The organism is Clostridium sp. CM039 (genome assembly GCF_055081075.1).
Map to the genome: position 1 here is coordinate 1645661 of NZ_CM143649.1, position 16834 is coordinate 1662494.

A 16834-nucleotide genomic window follows, 5' to 3' on the forward strand; every position below is an offset into this window, starting at 1 on the left:
ATTTAATCATACCATAATTACCATGAATTATGTATATTTACAATTCTTTTAAAATGGGTAATAGCCTCAATATGAAAGTAACTCAATTGATATTGTGTTACTTTCAGAATATCAATACACTCTTAATAAAGTAAACCAATATCTAATGATATGAGCTGTCGCTTTGCTACCTTTTTTCAGGTTGCTGTCCAGGCCCCTTAGGCGATAGTATTTATCAAAATACAAATTTGAAGGATATACAAAGATGTAAATATTGGCAACAATAATATTGGTTTTATCCCTATAAAAAAGTAAAATATAATGATATAATCAATTATCTGAAAATTATAAATTACGAAAGGAATGGTTAATTATGAAGCCAAAATTAGAAAAAAAGTACGGGCTAATGACTGCAATAGCAATGGTTGTTGGCATCGTAATCGGCAGTGGTGTTTTTTTTAAGGCAGAAAAAGTATTAACTGCAACTGGAGGAAGTCTTCCACTAGGTATTTTGGCTTGGATTATTGGCGGTATTATTATGATTTCTTGCGCCTATACTTTTGCTGTAATGGCAACTAAATACGAGAAAGTAAATGGTATAGTTGATTATGCAGAAGCTGCTATGGGTGAGAAATATGGATATTATGTTGGCTGGTTTATGGCACTAATTTACTATCCAACATTGACATCGGTTTTATCATGGGTTTCAGCTAGATATACCTGCGTATTATTGGGATTTCCAATTACAGGTGGAGAGTGTATGACTATCGCATGTCTATATTTGATAGGTAGCTATGCTTTAAATGCATTATCACCAGTTTTAGCTGGTAAATTTCAAGTTAGTACAACTATTATAAAACTAATCCCGCTGATTTTAATGGGTATAATTGGGACAATCGTAGGTATCAATAATGGTATGACTATGTTTAATTTTACAACAGTAGTAAAAGAAGTAAATACTACGAATGCATTATTTACAGCAGTTGTTGCTACAGCTTTTGCATATGAGGGTTGGATTATTGCTACAAGTATCAATGCTGAATTAAAAGATGCAAAGAGAAATCTTCCACTTGCTCTTATTGGAGGAACTTTTCTAATTATGGCTGTTTATATTCTTTACTACATAGGACTAGCTGGAGCTGTAACAAACGAAGTTATGATGAAAGGCGGAGAAGCTGGAGCTAAATTGGCATTTCAAAAAACATTCTCCTCTACATTTGGTTCTCTAATATTTGTATTTGTTATTATTTCTTGCCTCGGAACTTTGAATGGATTAATGCTCGGATGTACTCGTGGTATTTATTCATTAGCAGCAAGGGGCTTTGGACCAAAACCAAAAATATTTAAACAAATAGATAGTGAGACTAATATGCCAACAAATTCATCTATACTGGGACTACTTCTTTGTGCTATATGGTTATTATACTTCTATGGCGCTAACTTAACAAACCCTTGGTTCGGATTCTTTTGTTTTGATTCATCAGAATTACCTATAGTTACTATTTATGCATTATATATTCCTATTTTTATTATGATAATGAAAAAAGAAAAGGATCTAAGCTCATTTAAAAGATTCGTAATGCCTATTATTTCATTAGCAGGATGCATATTCATGATAATTGCTGCTTGTTTTTCTCATAAAATGGCAGTTGTTGCATATCTAATTATCTTTGCAATTATAATGGCTATTGGTTCTATGTTTTCGAACAAAACAGAACTTAATTAGAAGCTAATATCTAATTAAAAGATGTTGTAATGAAGATAAGTTTCTAATCACGATTATTGATATACCATATTAACAAATAAGCAGAAGCCACTTCCTTTCGGAAGTGGCTTTTAAAGTATTTATATATGTATTAACAACAAAGCTTAGAGGTTGCTAATAATTTTATATGATACAAAGAATACCTAGTAATAAAACTTCACTATATTATCAATTTCTTTAGCAAAATTAGGATGTTTTAACTTATGTTTATTAATCACTCGCCGTACCCGTGGCCGATTATACCGCTGGACAATAATAGGGTATATGTTAAGAAATATATTAAAAAATATTAACCATATTGTTTGCTTAAATGAATATGCCATACAAACATATACGGTAATGATTGCAATTATAATAGCTATAATTACGTGTCCAAATTCAGAAGTCCGGGTTCTGTATTCATAATACTCTAATAAAATTAAAGATTTTCTGATAGGAGTTTCCTTTTTTCTACTTCTCTCCCAATTACTTAATACTAGTAATTTTCTAAAAAAACTAACACCAAGATACCTGTATATTTTACCTTCATCCTCAATCCGGTGACAATTAAAATAAGATGATTTGAGTTCCGGCCTCAATAATGTTTCCACTATAGACATCCAAATCATCAGTAAGAGGTTTAGTGAAATACTATATGTTAAGGAGCTCATACTCATAAAAGGGAATAGAATTAAAAACCCTACCCCACCTGTGGTCATCACTACAATAACACACTCGAGAAATGTGTTTTGCTTTACTTTGCTCATGTTGTATGCACCACCCTTCTTATATAAAGTATTATATCTAAGTAACCTCTAATGGATTTCTAGTACTTGTATGTTTTACTCCAATTAAAAATACATCATCTATAACACATAAACTTAAGCTTTGATAACAGTATCCATCACAGAGCTTTACATTATCTAAATTTAACTCTCCATTATAAAGCTTTACAACCACTTCAATTTTTCTGTGACGCTTCTTCCATGTATCTATTTTAAAAACATAATAATCTATATCAGAATCACTTGAGATTTCTTTTGTCGTAATTGTAGTTTGATTGCATACTAAATATAACATTAATTTCAAGTATAAGGAATTAAATAATCTAATACTTTATTTTATCATATGGTAATTGCTTCATAATTAAGGAGAATTGTCGTTAGATTTTTCAATATATGCTACTTAACTATTTTAATCTTAATATATTTGAAGGGATTCCACCCGTTCAGTAATCACTTTTAATATTTGCTTAAACACTATGATTGACATTCTATAACTGTCATTGGATTATATTTTAATGTCTAAAAAACTACCGAAATATATGTTTCAGGTTTTCATCCCTGCAATCTGATAGCAAAACAAATTGCTTTCACAATTTGTTAACATCCCCCGGGGCATTTTCTGAAAGAACTTGCGACTGAGATTGCTAATAAGCAAATTCCCCAGGTCTTGTACAGCTTCTGCAGCTGCACATAAACCTGGGGAATATACACCATCATCATTTGTAATTAGTATCAAAGGTTTCATATGTATCCTCCCCACCTATAATTGGTAATCTACACTATGATTAATTACATGCATTATAAACTATTTTTAATGTTTCTTCCATAAGCTTAGGTAAATCTCTATAAGCTTGTGAATTTATTTTATTGTATATCTTATGATTGTCCTCATTTGGAATAAATTCATTTTTTTGTTTTACCATATTATTAACTGCTTCATCAAAACCCTTATATAAACCAGTAGCCACAGCAACGCAAATTGCTGATCCTAAGGCTGCTGCACCATTCACTTTATTTCTAACAGTCTTTACACCGTATATATCTGCAAAAATTTGCATATAAAGATCACTATTTGAGCCACCACCAGATATAATAATCTTTTCAGGTTTAATACCTAGTTCACATGTCATAGCATCGTAATGATTCTTTAATGTTAATGCAATTCCCTCTAGTAATGAGCGGTAGATATGTCCTCTTGTATGACGTCCATCAAATCCAAGAATAACCCCTTTTTTATATAATTTGTCTGCTGGTGCAAGCCAATCAGGAATTGTTAACAATCCATCACAACCTGCTGGTACATTTACAGCTTCTTTTTCTAAATAATCTTCCACAGAATATCCTTCATTTTTTGCTTTAGCAGCATATTCTTCACCAATAATGCTCTTATACCAAGAAATTAACCACATTCCACGCCTGACACCAGTACTTTCATACAAATACTCATTTGGAATACATGATAAATTTGTAAAAAAATTAGAAGGAGCAGGTTCATTTTTACTACCACAAACCATAGAAGCTATATATGTGCCCAGAGAAATAAGTCCTACATTAGGCTCTATAAGCCCACAACCAAGAGCCTCCACTGCTTTATCATTTGCAGTAGCAACAACTGGAAGTCCAGCTAGAAGTCCAGTTTCTTTTGCCACTTCCTCAGTTATATATCCAAGTATTGTTCCTGGCATCTTAAGCTCTAATAATTTTTCTTTAGGAATATTAAAACTCTTGAAATGTTCTTCATCTTTAGACCAATCCCATGTATCCATATCTACAGGAAATTGCCATTGGAAAGCGTTTGCAGACGTATCCTTAAATTCTCCTGTCAACCGATGTGTTAAATATCCAGAAGTTGGACATGTATATCCAATTTCTGAATCATCTTCAAATTTTGCATACGAACGCACATCCATCCAACTCATAACTGGTGCTGCTAATGTACCATCTTTCTTCATAAATACTCTGCAACAACGAATAGAACAAAGTCCAAGGCCTACAATATCTTTAATATCGCCTTTAAATTCCTTCATTACTTTTGGGAATACAGTCTTAAGACTATCCCATAAATCATCATCTGGATGTTCAACATAACCAGCTTTTCTTGTAATCATTGGGTTAAGCCCTTGGCTCACGCTACAAATAACTTCACCCTTTTGGTTAAAAATAAAAACTTTTGTGCTTTGGGAACCACTATCTACTCCAATTACATATTTATCGCTCACTTGTTTTCCCCCTAAAAATTTTTGTAGTAAACTAATGTTTTTATTAAAACAAAAACCTTAGTTTTGTGTGCATTTGTTATTTGATTATCTCAATAAGTAACCACCATCAACTGCTAAAACATGACCATTTACAAATTGGGAAGCCTTACTTGCTAAGAATACTGTTGATCCCATTAAATCGTGAACATCTCCCCATCTTCCCTCTGGTGTATGATCCATAATCCTTTTGTTTCTTTCTGGATCATTCATTGAAAATTCTGCAGCTTTAGTTTTAAAATATCCTGGTGCAATGCCATTAACTTGGATATTATATTGTGCTAATTCATCAGCATATGTTCTTGTTAAACCTCCAATACCGGCCTTTGAAGCAGTATAAGCTGGTGACCATTGTCCGCCGAGGAAAGAGAACATTGAACAGATGTTAATAATCTTACCGCTCTTTTGTGGAATCATATATTGTATAGCTTCATGAGTCATTTCAAATGCTGCTGTAAGATTAATAGCTATCATTGGATCCCATTCTTTTCTACCAAACTCTAGTACTGGTTTAATTAAACAGATCCCTGCACAGTTTACTAAAATATCCACTGAGTCTAATGTTTCAACACATTTATCAATTATTGCCTTTGGAACACCTGGTTTTGTTATGTCACCTTCCATATATATCGCTTTTACGCCTTCTTCTTCGATTAATTTATTAAATTCTGCGTCATCTGGCATAAAACTTGGCATAAATATATTTGCTCCTGCTTTTGCCAGTGATAAAGAAAACGCTTGACCCAAGCCAGTGTTACCACCAGTTACAATTGCATTTTTACCTTTCAAAGAAAAATAATCCATTTTAAAATCTGTAATATTCATTTTTATTCCCCCTAAATTCTACTTTTATTTATTTTTTCTACTAACTTATCAATAAACTCTATGGCATCTCCTTCAACAACAATATCTGCCAAACTACAAATAGGCGCATCCTTATTTATATTTACAGAAATTATATTTTCAACATTTTTTAATCCTTCAATATGTTGAAGTGATCCATAAATGCCTAATGCAATGTATAATTTGGGACTCACAGTTTTTCCTGATTGCCCTACTTGAATACTTCGAGAAGCAATACCACTATCAACGATACTTCTACTCGCAGACACCATTCCATTCAATTCATGGGCTAAGAAATATAGATGTGCAAAATCTTCTATTACACCCCCTCCACCTGAAACCAAAACTTCACTTTCTCTTATATCTTTTACATTTTCTTTTTCTATTGTTGTAAGTAGTCTAATTTTGCTTGGTTCCACGGTAGTTGGTTTAAAGTTAATTTTTTCTGTTTTCTTCAAAGTATCTGTGGTATAGACAAATACATTTGGTCTTACACTCATCATAATGGTCTTACAATTCCTGTTAACAATACCAGCCAAAATTTTACCACTAAATGCCGGTCTTACCATCTCTACTTTACCATTATTATGCTCAATGGCTGTAACATCTGCAACCAAGCCAACCTTAAGTCTCATTGATAGTCTTGGAGCAAGCATTCTACCTAAGTAGGTGGCCGGAATTAGTATGCTATCAAAATCATAAATATGATGTAATTCTTCTATGCAATTTGTTATGTTTTGAACATCATAATTCTTTATCTCTTGATTTTGAATGGTAATTAGATAATCAAATTTACCATCAATTACTCCATCATTATGATTAAAACAAATAGCATAAGTTTCATATTCACTATCTTTATAAATCTGATTTACTACTTCTAATAAATCTATGGAATTTTGAAAATCTTCTTCATCAAAGTAAATTAAACTTCTATTCATAATCAAACAAATCCTTTATCTTTTAAAAATTTATACACCATTTCAATTCCTTCATCATCATTATGCACAACCACTTTTTCTTTCTTTTGAAACTTCCTCACAAAGGTTCTATTTACGTTCGTTAATGACCCTTCAATACCAACTTCATCTTGAAGAAACTCCAATTCTTCATTTGTAATCACTGATATCCTATCTCGTACATAAAGCTCTAAATCCTTATATTTTACAAAAGGCAATTTATATTTGCTCTCTTTTCCTATACTTAGAACACTTGGAAGTGCCATCTCATATTTTGAGAAGGTTTTTTCACAATCAACCAGTACTATCACACTACCATTTTCTAAACTCTCCTCATAAACCTTGACAATATTAGATAGCTGACTAATTTGTAACATTTCAGCAATTTGTGAAGGGATATGCGCGGTATCCCCATCCAAGGAATGACTTCCAGTAAGAATGAAATCATATTCCTCTTCCCTTAAATACTTAGCTATAATTTTACTGGTTACATAGGTATCACTGCCCACATAGCGTTTATCAGATATAAGTGTTGCTTTATCCACATTGAGTCTCAGCAAATCCTCTATGAGAGGAATAGTGCTTTTTGGAGCCATACTAACTATTTCAACAAAAGTCTCTGAATTTTTTTCTTTTATTTTCAAAGCAAAGGCTAAGGCACAGGCATCCTCTGGATTAAGGATTAACTTTACATTTTCTCTAACTAATACATTTTTTTCATAATCATACGTAAAGTTATCCACATCTGGAACGAACTTAACTAGACAAATAATTTTCAACTTTAGCTTTCTCCTTTTTATTAAGAGTAGTAAACACAGTTACTAATACTATACCAACAACGCCCATTGCTGCACTTGCTATGAAGTATGCATTATATCCACCTTTATCTCCGAAGGTCTTAAATAGAGAACTATTAAATATCGGTAATATAATATCTGGCAGGTATCCAACTAAAGATATTAATCCTATTGCTGCTCCCATTATCTTGTCGTCAATCTTTGCGTCACCAAGCAATGACCAATAAGTACCACGAATGGCATATAAGAATATTCCTCCTAATACAATTAACACATAGAACGTGTTCTTACTTAAACTAGTTGGTAAAAGCGCTATTAGGAGAAGACATACTACCGCACCTAAAAGTGCACAACTAAGAGTTTTTTCTTTCCCAAATTTGTCTGCTAAAAATCCTCCAATTATTCCACCTATAGGTCTCATCCAAAGTACAACTACCATAATAGTTGCTACGCTTACAGCATCTACTCCAGCGTTAGATTGTAAGAACCCTCCAAGGTAATAAACTGTCCAATATACTGCATAGGACATGAATATAATTCCACCCATTATAAACACATATTTATTCTTGAATACCCCCGCAAAATCTGATAACTTAACCTTTTGTTTAGTAGCTGCACTAGCGCCATTTTGATATCCAGCCTTCTTATCATCTTCAACGAAGATTGTAACAAGTATACCAACCACAAATACCACTATTGAGTACATATATATAATTGATGCTATAGCTGACCTCTTATCTGCTAAACCTGTACTGCCTCCTATTACCTTAGTGAAAATATAAAGTGCAAGACTTGCCAGTAAAGCTTCTACTACACCACGTCCACCATCAAGTATTCCGAAAAATCGTCCTTCTTCTTCTTTCTTGGCAAGTAATTTAACAATCTTCATATGAGCACTCCAGAATGTAAATACGGAGAATATACCCCATATACCGTAAATAACAACTACATTGTTGTAACTAGGAATTTGAGCAAACCAGAAGCCAGCTGCTGCTGTTCCAATAAGTGAAATAGATAATAACCACTTGGCAGAAAATTTATCACTTAATAACCCACTCGGAAAATAACCAACTACCCATACAATTCCGAGTACTGAATAAATAGAATTCAATTGAGGTAATGTCATATTGAAAACCTGTAAAAGAGTTTCCTGATAATTAGTCTTCAAATAAATGATAGGGAATATTGCTCCTGCTGCTAAAACGATTAGCATAAGTTGAAAATACCTTTTGAAATTTTTATTATTCATACATTTCCCCCCCTCAATAACTAATTTTTATTTTAAAGGTTTTTTAGACACACTTTAAGTCTTGTAATCCTTTTCTTGGTGTGTATTACATCGGCTTAAGAATTTACTCTTAAGCCGATGTAAGTAGTTTATTTTTGATATTTAATGCCTTCTTCTTGTGGGTAAATAGTTCCAAAGCTCATAATGCCATTTGGATCAAAAGCTTCTTTTAATTTTTCTAACATATAATATGCTGAACCATGTTCTGCTTTTGTCCATTCATTACGGAACTTGCCAATTCCGTGGTGGTGACACATAGATCCTCCAAGTTTTATTGTTTCCTCTACAATAATTGTTTGTATTGGATGGTGGTATATTCTCATTTCATCTTCTGGTGCACAATTGATATTATAATTATAAACAAAGTACATATTAGCTCCGTTTATGTAACTATGAGATGAATGTCCACCGAGCATTGTCAAGTCGTTTGCACGCTTAAATTCATTTTTAATCCTGTTAAGAACAGCATCATATATTTTAGGAAGCATTTCCCAGTTAGCTGAAATTTCAGTTGTATATCCATCATGCTTATCATTATCAATCATTCCTTGGAACTCATCATCAATATCTTGCTGTGACCAGTTCAAATGATTAAACCAATCTTCTATAAGTTTGCTATCAACTTTTTCAATAATGCTATCATTGAATTTTTCAGTTGCATCTTCAATCCCTTCACAAATAGCATTTACCATTCCTTTATTTCCTTCAGCCATAAATATCAATACACATTTACCTTTGTAAAAGTGATAGAAATGTTGTCTTGCATCTTCCTCCGAATATGTTCGAGCAACAGATGGGCGATACCCATTAACCATAACTTCTCTTAATACTTTGATTCCAGATTCAACATCTTTTACAAGGTAACCATAAAACTTATTGTTCTCTGGGAAAAATTTGAATATTTTAACCGTAACTTCTGTAATATAACATAGTGTTCCTTCATTGCCGATAACAATGTGCCTTATATCAGGACCTCCTGCACGACGTGAAACATTCTTAATTCTTGAAATATGTCCATCTGGGAAAACACATTCTAATCCTACTACCATATCTTCAATTCCACCATATAAAGTTGAGAATTGTCCAATACTTCTTGTTGCTACCAGTCCACCATATTGAGCAACTGGTTTAGATTGTGGAGAATGTCCTGTTGTAAATCCTAGCTTTCTAAGTTCATCTTCAATTAATTGTAGAGGAACTCCTGCTTGTACTGTTGCTTGCATGTTATATTCATCAATTTCAATAATCTTATCAAGGTGCTTACCATCAATTACAAGTGTTAGTTCCTTCCAGTTTTCTAGGCCACCTTCTGTTGCAGTCTTACCACTTCTTGGAATTACATTAACATTATTTTTATTGCAATACATTAAAAGGGATTTGACCTCATCCACAGACTTTGGGAACACAATTGCTGTAGGTAATGGAACATCTAGTACTTTTTTAGCTTTTGCATATTTTTTATAGCGATCTGCCGATGCATCATACAAATCATCATAATTCGTATTAATTTGTTCTTCTAATAAAATGCACTTCAAATCTTCTAGTATTTTTTCCTTATTCATATACATTGCCTCCTTAACCTCTAATTCATTCGGTCTACAATGATAGAATACTATAGTCAGAATTGTATGTCAACGTTTTTTAGGAAAATTATTCGCTTTCATCTTTATTGTTCTTTCTAAACGGAAAACTTTCCACGCTTTATTGAATATCCTTATTTAATGACTTTACTAACACTTTCACTAGTGTTACAATCAAAATACAAGTAATTGTTAAATTACTTAATAAAATAAGGAGTAAATTTAGATTGTCTATAGAGATTATCTAATAGTGATTATGATAAATATTGACTTTAACAAATTGAATCCTTTAGAAAAAATGATTAATGAAACTCTTATTACTTTATCAAAAACTGCTACCCATATTACAATAACAAAAGCAGCTGAAACCTGTGATTGTTCTGTGTCTAAGATTTCTAAATTTGCGAAAAAGCTTGGATTCAATAATTATAAACAATATATTGATTTTTTATATGGTAAGAACCTTCCAGAAAACAGATCTTCAATAGAACTTGAACGAATTAAAAATTTTATAGATGATTTTGATATATCTTTAGTTGATGAATTTATTGAATTGTTAAATTCTTATAAAAAAATTATTCTTTTTGGTTATGGCCCTTCGTTTATTGCTACCCAATATTTTGAATACAAACTAAGAATCAACACAAATAAGTTTGTTATTGCTGTCCCTGATGAAATTTCTGTGGAGAGTTTACTTGATGACAAAAGTCTACTTGTTATTTTTTCTACAACAGGTAAATTCAAGTCTTTCGAACGAATTAACAACCTTGCAAAAGAGAAAAATTGTCAAGTTTTATTGATTGTTGAAGAATACAATGAATCCTTACTAACTAATTATAGTAAGATCTTTTGGATGTCAAAATTCCTTCAACCAGATATTTTAAAACCTTATGAAAAATCAAGAATCGTTTTTTTTATTTTCATAGAGGAAGTTATTCAACGTATTATTTTTAATAATCGTCAGGATAATCTTGAACAAAAACAAATAAATACTGAGCAAGAGGATATATAGTATTTACGTAAGTTATATCATAGTTATTATCCTACGATCGGAGGTACTTGCAATGTCCGTTTTTAGTGGCCCTGATCATTATTTGATTAGCCGACCTCTCTCACCACCCTGCATACCGTTCGGTACAAGGCTGTTCTATAATAACTAACAAGTTCTAAGATAATATTTTGTTATACTGATTAGACCTAGACTTTCTAGGTCTTTATCTTTATCTTTATATGCAATTTTCATAATTGGACTCTTGGATATTCTCCAATAACTTCTTCGTGTATTTGCATATTCCCAAGCCTTTTGTTTTGATAGCCCTTTCTTTTTAAGTTCCTTGAATCTCGTTCTGCCCCTTTTCCATTGTTTCCATATACAGAGGCGTATCCTTCTTCGTAATTCTATGTTATCTTGGATTTCCAACCCTACCTCTATACTTAATAACATCTTAGAAGAACAGTTATATGAAGCATTAAAGCAAAGGATCATAATAAATTATGATTTTGAAGGGCTTTCAGAGACTGAGGCTATAGAATACATTCATTCTAGACTCTCATTGGCAGGTGCTTCTTCTGAAATAATTGATCATAATACCATACCATAATTGTACCCTGCTTACTTATTTCCATGTACACCTCTCTAATTTTAGCGAACTTTCGTTCTCTTTCCAACATAAAACTCTTTACTTATATATACGTACGTAATATACTATTTAAGAGTACTTATACGTACGTAGGAGTAATATTATGAGAACGAATTTTTTTTATACATTCCCTGCAATCAAAGGAATTCAAGCAACTAGGGACTTTTTTGTTATAATGTGTCCCCTTTCAATTTTATCTAAGCTATTTATATTTAACGAGAATGAATTGCCACCAGAGCATCGAGCTCAGAGAGTTCTTAATAAGACTAGAATTCCTGAAATGGCATCATATATTGTTAATAATCCAAAGGATTATGTTTTCTCGTCTGTAACGGCTTCAATAGATGGTGATTTTGAATTTTCTCCTCTAAATAAAGACTTTGATGAAAAAATAGGTACCCTTAAGGTTTCTATGGATAGTAGACTTCTTATAAATGACGGTCAGCATAGAAGGGCAGCCATAGAGGAATCTTTAAAAATTGCACCTGAAATTGGTGATGAAACAATATCTGTTGTTTTATTTATTGATGAGGGTTTAAAAAGAAGTCAACAAATATTTGCCGACTTAAATAAACATGCTATTAACGTATCTAAATCGATTGGTATATTGTACGATTCAAAAGATCCAATAGCTATGATTACTAAGTCTCTTCTTGAAGAAAATAAGTATTTAAAGCATTTTACAGATAAAGAAAATCCATCTTTGTCCAAGTTTTCTCCTAAACTTTTTACTCTTAGCAGCATAAATGAGACTAATAAAAAATTGGTGAGCAAACTAAACATAAAAGATTCTAAAACATTTACTTTCGTAAAAGAATTTTGGGATGAATTGTGTGAACATATGAGGGAATGGCAATTTGTATTCAATAAAGATATCAATCCTCATCTTTTTAGGGCTGATTATATTAGTTCTAATGGTGTTGTTCTCGAGGCTTTAGGCTTAGTTGGAAATTATCTATATAAAAACAACCCTAATGATTGGAAAGAAATACTTTATAACATTAAAACCATAGATTGGCACAGATCTAATTTAGATGATTGGAAAGATCGAGTAATTGGTCCTACTGGTAGAATCGTTAAGAGTGCTTCTTATGTAAGACTAACTAACAATCTGATAAAAACTAAGTTAAATCTTCCTCTCACTAAGGAAGAGCGAAAACTAGAAAAAGATTGCAAAAAGGATGATTAATTATGAATATAGAATTACAAAAAACAGTAAATGACATACTCGAAGAGATGAAAAGAGTATACAAAAATGATAAAAGACCTTGGGTTATAGGTTATAGTGGCGGTAAAGATAGTACTGCTGTAGTTCAATTAACGTTTATGATGCTACAAAGTCTATCACCTGAAGACAGATTTAAGGATATATATGTTGTATCCTCCGATACTTTAATTGAAAACCCAATAATTCTTGGCTATTTAAAAGAAAACTCTAAGTTAATAAATAATAGTGCGAAAGATCAAGGACTACCATTATATACGCATATGGTTCATCCAGATTATACTAATACTTATTGGACTAATATAATTGGCAAGGGCTTACCTACCCCTACTTCTGTAAGATTTAGATGGTGCACTGAGCGTCTTAAGATTAAACCCTCTAACAAATTCATTCAAGAAAAGGTTAAAGAAAATGGTGAGGTTGTCGTTCTTCTTGGCGTAAGAAAATCTGAAAGCATAGTAAGAGGTATAAGAATAAGAAATAGAGAAATTAATGGTTACCTTTTAACCCCTCATGTTTCCCTTAAAAATACTTATGTGTATAATCCAATTGTAGAATTAACTACTGATAACGTTTGGGATATTTTACTTAACAATAATGGAGAGACTCCTTGGAGAACAAGCAACAACGACTTATTTAAACTATATAGGGGTGCAGATGCTGGAGAATGCCCATTTACTGTTACTAATGATAATGAAAACCCTTCATGTGGAAATTCCAGGTTTGGATGTTGGCTCTGTACCGTTGTAAGTGAAGATAAATCCCTTACTGGTTTTATTGAAAATGGAGAAGATTGGCTTCAACCACTACTAGATTTCAGGTCTTGGATTTTAAGTATTCGTAACCGACATGAATATAGAATGCAATATAGAAGAGATGGAAATCATTATTATAAAAAAGCTTATTTAGAAAAGCTTCCTTTTTTAGATGATTACACTATAAATGATGACCATATTTTTACTAATGATTATGGTGAACCTTATATTGATTTGAAGATTTCTCATACTTCTATAGAAAAAGGCAAAGATATCATTTCTACTGATAAAGATAAAATTTATTTAGAACTACTACCACTAATAGACAATACAGTGAATGTAATAATAGATAAATCTAAAATACAAACTGATGATAAAGGTGATTTCATTAACGTCGTTGGATACGGTCCTTTTAACTTTAAAGCAAGAAAATTAATATTAAAAAAACTATTAGAAACTCAAGAACTTATAAATGAAGAATTTGAAATTGAACTTATAACAACGGAAGAACTTGAATCAATAGATAGAATATGGGACGAAGAAGAAGATTTAACTTGTAGAACATTAGTGGACTTATATCATGATGTTACAAGAGAAAGACTCCCTTGGGATGATTATAAAAAGGCTATTTTTGATAATCATACATTAGCAGAAATATCTACTCTATGTGAAAAGCATAATATTTCAGATGATTTGATTAATAAGCTTTTAATAGAAACCAATAAATACAAATGCTTTACTAACCGAAATATTTTAGATAAATCAATTAATAAAATCCTTAATCAAAGGTATTTGCACAAAAGTATAGTTGAGGAGATAGAAAATGATAATTAACAGCATTACACTTAAAAATTTCAGATCATATGAAGATGAAACTACATTCTCATTTACTCCTCAAAGTAACAAAAACATTGTTTTAATTGGTGGAGAAAATGGCTCTGGCAAATCAGCATTATTCGAAGCAATAAAATTATGTATATATGGACCTACAACTTATGGTTACTTAGGTCAAAATCATAATTACTTAACTAAGATTAAAAACAATATAAATGACAATGCATTTAAAAATGAAGAGATAGAATGTATAATAGCTCTAAGTATTTCTTTTAATGAAGGAACTGAAATAAAAGAATATTATTTAAAACGTTCATGGGCTTATTCTAATCAAAAGCTATATGAGTCATTTAAAGTGTTTTTAAATGGCAAAGAATTAAATGAAGAAGATAAATTGTATTTTGATAAATATTTAAAATCTGTACTTCCGCCATCATTATTTGATTTTTTCTTCTTTGATGGTGAAGAATTAAGTGATTTCTTTACTGGTAAAAATGCTAGTACCAACCTAAAGGAATCAGTGCTTGAACTATTTAATTATGATACTTTTGAAGTATTAAAGAAACAATTGCTTACTCATCAAAGAACTCAATCAAAATTTAGTGCTCAGTTAGAAGAATCTCAAAATAAATTTGATGAACTATCTACTACTACGAAATCTATAAAAGATGAGATATTAAAATTAAAGAAAACTATAATTTTAAATGAAGAACATCTTGACAACCTAATAATTAACAGATTTAAAATTGAAGATAATTTTAAAAATAGTGGTGGACTTTTAGAGGGTGAAAGAACTGCTTTAAATTCAGAAATTACAAGACTTGAAAATGAACGTAGCGATATACATCAATCTATTAAGGATTTTTGTAACGATACTCTTCCATTTTTATTATTAACTGATCTTTTAAAAGATACAAAGACTCAAATACATAAAGAGGATTCATTAAATTCATATAACAGTATAAAAGATAAGCTGTCTGGTAGAATTATAAAACAATCATTTTTAGAGCATCATATCAATACAAGTAAATCTGATGATATTTACAATGAAATAGCGTCAACTCTCCTTGCTAATATGTATGATTATGAAGAAATAAAAAATGTATCTAATATTTTAGAATTATCAAATGAACAGAAAAATTCAATAAATTTCACTATAGATAATATATTATCAAAAGGATCTCATGTCAGTAAAAATATCAATGATAATTTTGCTAGGACTGCAAAAATAGGTTCTATATTAAAAGATTTAAGGAAAAAGTTAAATCTAACAATTTCTGAAGATATATTGAATAGCTATTTAGAATCAATCCATTCAATAAATGAAGAAATCACAGAAATTCAAAGTATTTTAGCTGTAAAAAAAGCAACTATTGAATCGAAGTACGAAGATTTAAAAAACAAAGAATACCATCTTACTAGAGCAAAGAATGATTACACTACCCTGTTACAAAACATTAATATTCTGGATATTTCTAACAGCCTTATCTCATATTTAGATGAATTACTTACTACTTTAACTAGAGATAAGATTTCTTTAATACAGGATGAGTTTATAGCTATATTTAGCACTATTATTAGAAAAGACAACTATGTAAACAGCATTATTATTGACGATAACTTTAACTCTACTCTTTACATAAACAAGGATTATGTTCCTACCGATATAGTAAATATAATAAAAAATATTGGATTTGATGGTTTATCTAAAAAGTATGGTCCAAACTTCTTAAAAGATTTATTTAAGCACTATAATGCCGAAACTAATAAAGCACTTGAGGATAAAATTTTAAACGACTTTTCAATTAATTATATTAACCTAAGTACAAAAGTCAATATAAATGATTTTTCAAATGGGGAAAAACAGATTTATATACTTTGCTTAATTTGGGCTATTATAAAAAGTTCTGGTGTAGAAATACCATTTATAATTGATACTCCTTATGCTCGTATAGATGAAACTCATAGAAACTCTTTAAGTACTAAGTATCTACCAAAATTAAGTAAACAGGTAATTATTCTTTCTACTAATAAAGAAATTGATTCTGAATTGTATAATGTTATTAAACCCTATGTATGTGACGAGTATTTACTTTTATACAATACTGATTTAAGAAAAACCGAAGTCGAAAATAGATATTTTGAGGTGTAAT

Annotated in this window: 14 protein-coding genes; 6 read left to right on the plus strand and 8 right to left on the minus strand. The window is 31.1% G+C overall.

Going from position 1 to position 16834, the window contains the following annotated elements:
• Window positions 1-352: 352 nt before the first annotated feature.
• On the plus strand, window positions 353-1705 hold the full coding sequence (locus tag ACWJJ2_RS07790) for an APC family permease (protein ID WP_462954146.1): 1353 nt from the start codon (window positions 353-355) through the stop codon (window positions 1703-1705).
• Window positions 1706-1887: 182 nt separating this feature from the next.
• On the opposite strand, the gene ACWJJ2_RS07795 is transcribed toward ACWJJ2_RS07790, so the two are convergent.
• The 8 genes from ACWJJ2_RS07795 to ACWJJ2_RS07830 form a co-directional block, all read right to left on the minus strand.
• Window positions 1888-2490, minus strand: a complete 603-nt coding sequence (locus ACWJJ2_RS07795) for a glycosyl-4,4'-diaponeurosporenoate acyltransferase CrtO family protein (protein ID WP_462954147.1) — start codon at window positions 2488-2490, stop codon at window positions 1888-1890.
• A gap of 37 nt (window positions 2491-2527) precedes the next feature.
• On the minus strand, window positions 2528-2803 hold the full coding sequence (locus tag ACWJJ2_RS07800) for a hypothetical protein (protein ID WP_462954148.1): 276 nt from the start codon (window positions 2801-2803) through the stop codon (window positions 2528-2530).
• Window positions 2804-3293: 490 nt separating this feature from the next.
• Window positions 3294-4727, minus strand: coding sequence for an FGGY-family carbohydrate kinase (locus tag ACWJJ2_RS07805; protein ID WP_462954149.1), 1434 nt, complete (start codon window positions 4725-4727; stop codon window positions 3294-3296).
• An 84-nt stretch (window positions 4728-4811) separates the two neighbouring features.
• Window positions 4812-5588, minus strand: coding sequence for an SDR family oxidoreductase (locus ACWJJ2_RS07810; RefSeq protein WP_462954150.1), 777 nt, complete (start codon window positions 5586-5588; stop codon window positions 4812-4814).
• Window positions 5589-5599: 11 nt separating this feature from the next.
• Window positions 5600-6544 (minus strand): electron transfer flavoprotein subunit alpha/FixB family protein, encoded by a 945-nt coding sequence (locus ACWJJ2_RS07815; RefSeq protein WP_462954151.1) that lies wholly within the window; start codon window positions 6542-6544, stop codon window positions 5600-5602.
• Window positions 6545-6546: 2 nt separating this feature from the next.
• Complete coding sequence (locus ACWJJ2_RS07820; protein WP_462953093.1) at window positions 6547-7341, minus strand: electron transfer flavoprotein subunit beta/FixA family protein; 795 nt, start codon at window positions 7339-7341, stop codon at window positions 6547-6549.
• Entirely contained in the window at window positions 7319-8608 is a 1290-nt protein-coding gene (locus ACWJJ2_RS07825; RefSeq protein WP_462953094.1) for an MFS transporter, read from the minus strand. Before ACWJJ2_RS07825 ends, ACWJJ2_RS07820 begins: the two co-directional genes overlap by 23 nt.
• 128 nt (window positions 8609-8736) lie before the next feature.
• Window positions 8737-10209 carry an FAD-binding oxidoreductase gene (locus ACWJJ2_RS07830; RefSeq protein WP_462953095.1) on the minus strand — a complete coding sequence of 491 codons (1473 nt, stop codon included), beginning with the start codon at window positions 10207-10209 and terminating at the stop codon, window positions 8737-8739.
• 298 nt (window positions 10210-10507) lie between these two features.
• On the opposite strand from ACWJJ2_RS07830, the gene ACWJJ2_RS07835 reads away from it, so the two are divergent.
• The 5 genes from ACWJJ2_RS07835 (at window position 10508) to dndD (ending at window position 16833) form a co-directional block, all read left to right on the plus strand.
• Window positions 10508-11239, plus strand: coding sequence for a MurR/RpiR family transcriptional regulator (locus tag ACWJJ2_RS07835; RefSeq protein WP_462954152.1), 732 nt, complete (start codon window positions 10508-10510; stop codon window positions 11237-11239).
• 388 nt (window positions 11240-11627) lie between these two features.
• Window positions 11628-11828, plus strand: coding sequence for a hypothetical protein (locus tag ACWJJ2_RS07840; protein ID WP_462954153.1), 201 nt, complete (start codon window positions 11628-11630; stop codon window positions 11826-11828).
• 142 nt (window positions 11829-11970) lie between these two features.
• Window positions 11971-13056, plus strand: a complete 1086-nt coding sequence (gene dndB, locus ACWJJ2_RS07845; RefSeq protein WP_462954154.1) for a DNA sulfur modification protein DndB — start codon at window positions 11971-11973, stop codon at window positions 13054-13056.
• Between the two features lie 2 nt (window positions 13057-13058).
• A complete protein-coding gene (gene dndC, locus ACWJJ2_RS07850) occupies window positions 13059-14681 on the plus strand; it encodes a DNA phosphorothioation system sulfurtransferase DndC (protein ID WP_462954155.1) in 1623 nt (540 codons plus the stop codon).
• Window positions 14671-16833, plus strand: a complete 2163-nt coding sequence (gene dndD / locus ACWJJ2_RS07855) for a DNA sulfur modification protein DndD (RefSeq protein WP_462954156.1) — start codon at window positions 14671-14673, stop codon at window positions 16831-16833. The genes dndC and dndD overlap by 11 nt, the downstream gene beginning before the upstream one ends.
• The last annotated feature ends 1 nt before the right edge of the window (window position 16834 follow it).

What these genes read in the sequence shown, in the direction of transcription:
- ACWJJ2_RS07840 (WP_462954153.1), top strand. Translation starts at nt 11,628, where the DNA reads ATGTTATCTTGGATTTCCAACCCTACCTCTATACTTAATAACATCTTA.
- ACWJJ2_RS07790 (WP_462954146.1), top strand. Translation starts at nt 353, where the DNA reads ATGAAGCCAAAATTAGAAAAAAAGTACGGGCTAATGACTGCAATAGCA.
- ACWJJ2_RS07815 (WP_462954151.1), bottom strand. Translation starts at nt 6,544, where the DNA reads ATGAATAGAAGTTTAATTTACTTTGATGAAGAAGATTTTCAAAATTCC.
- dndC (WP_462954155.1), top strand. Translation starts at nt 13,059, where the DNA reads ATGAATATAGAATTACAAAAAACAGTAAATGACATACTCGAAGAGATG.
- ACWJJ2_RS07830 (WP_462953095.1), bottom strand. Translation starts at nt 10,209, where the DNA reads ATGAATAAGGAAAAAATACTAGAAGATTTGAAGTGCATTTTATTAGAA.
- ACWJJ2_RS07825 (WP_462953094.1), bottom strand. Translation starts at nt 8,608, where the DNA reads ATGAATAATAAAAATTTCAAAAGGTATTTTCAACTTATGCTAATCGTT.
- dndB (WP_462954154.1), top strand. Translation starts at nt 11,971, where the DNA reads ATGAGAACGAATTTTTTTTATACATTCCCTGCAATCAAAGGAATTCAA.
- dndD (WP_462954156.1), top strand. Translation starts at nt 14,671, where the DNA reads ATGATAATTAACAGCATTACACTTAAAAATTTCAGATCATATGAAGAT.
- ACWJJ2_RS07795 (WP_462954147.1), bottom strand. Translation starts at nt 2,490, where the DNA reads ATGAGCAAAGTAAAGCAAAACACATTTCTCGAGTGTGTTATTGTAGTG.
- ACWJJ2_RS07810 (WP_462954150.1), bottom strand. Translation starts at nt 5,588, where the DNA reads ATGAATATTACAGATTTTAAAATGGATTATTTTTCTTTGAAAGGTAAA.
- ACWJJ2_RS07800 (WP_462954148.1), bottom strand. Translation starts at nt 2,803, where the DNA reads ATGTTATATTTAGTATGCAATCAAACTACAATTACGACAAAAGAAATC.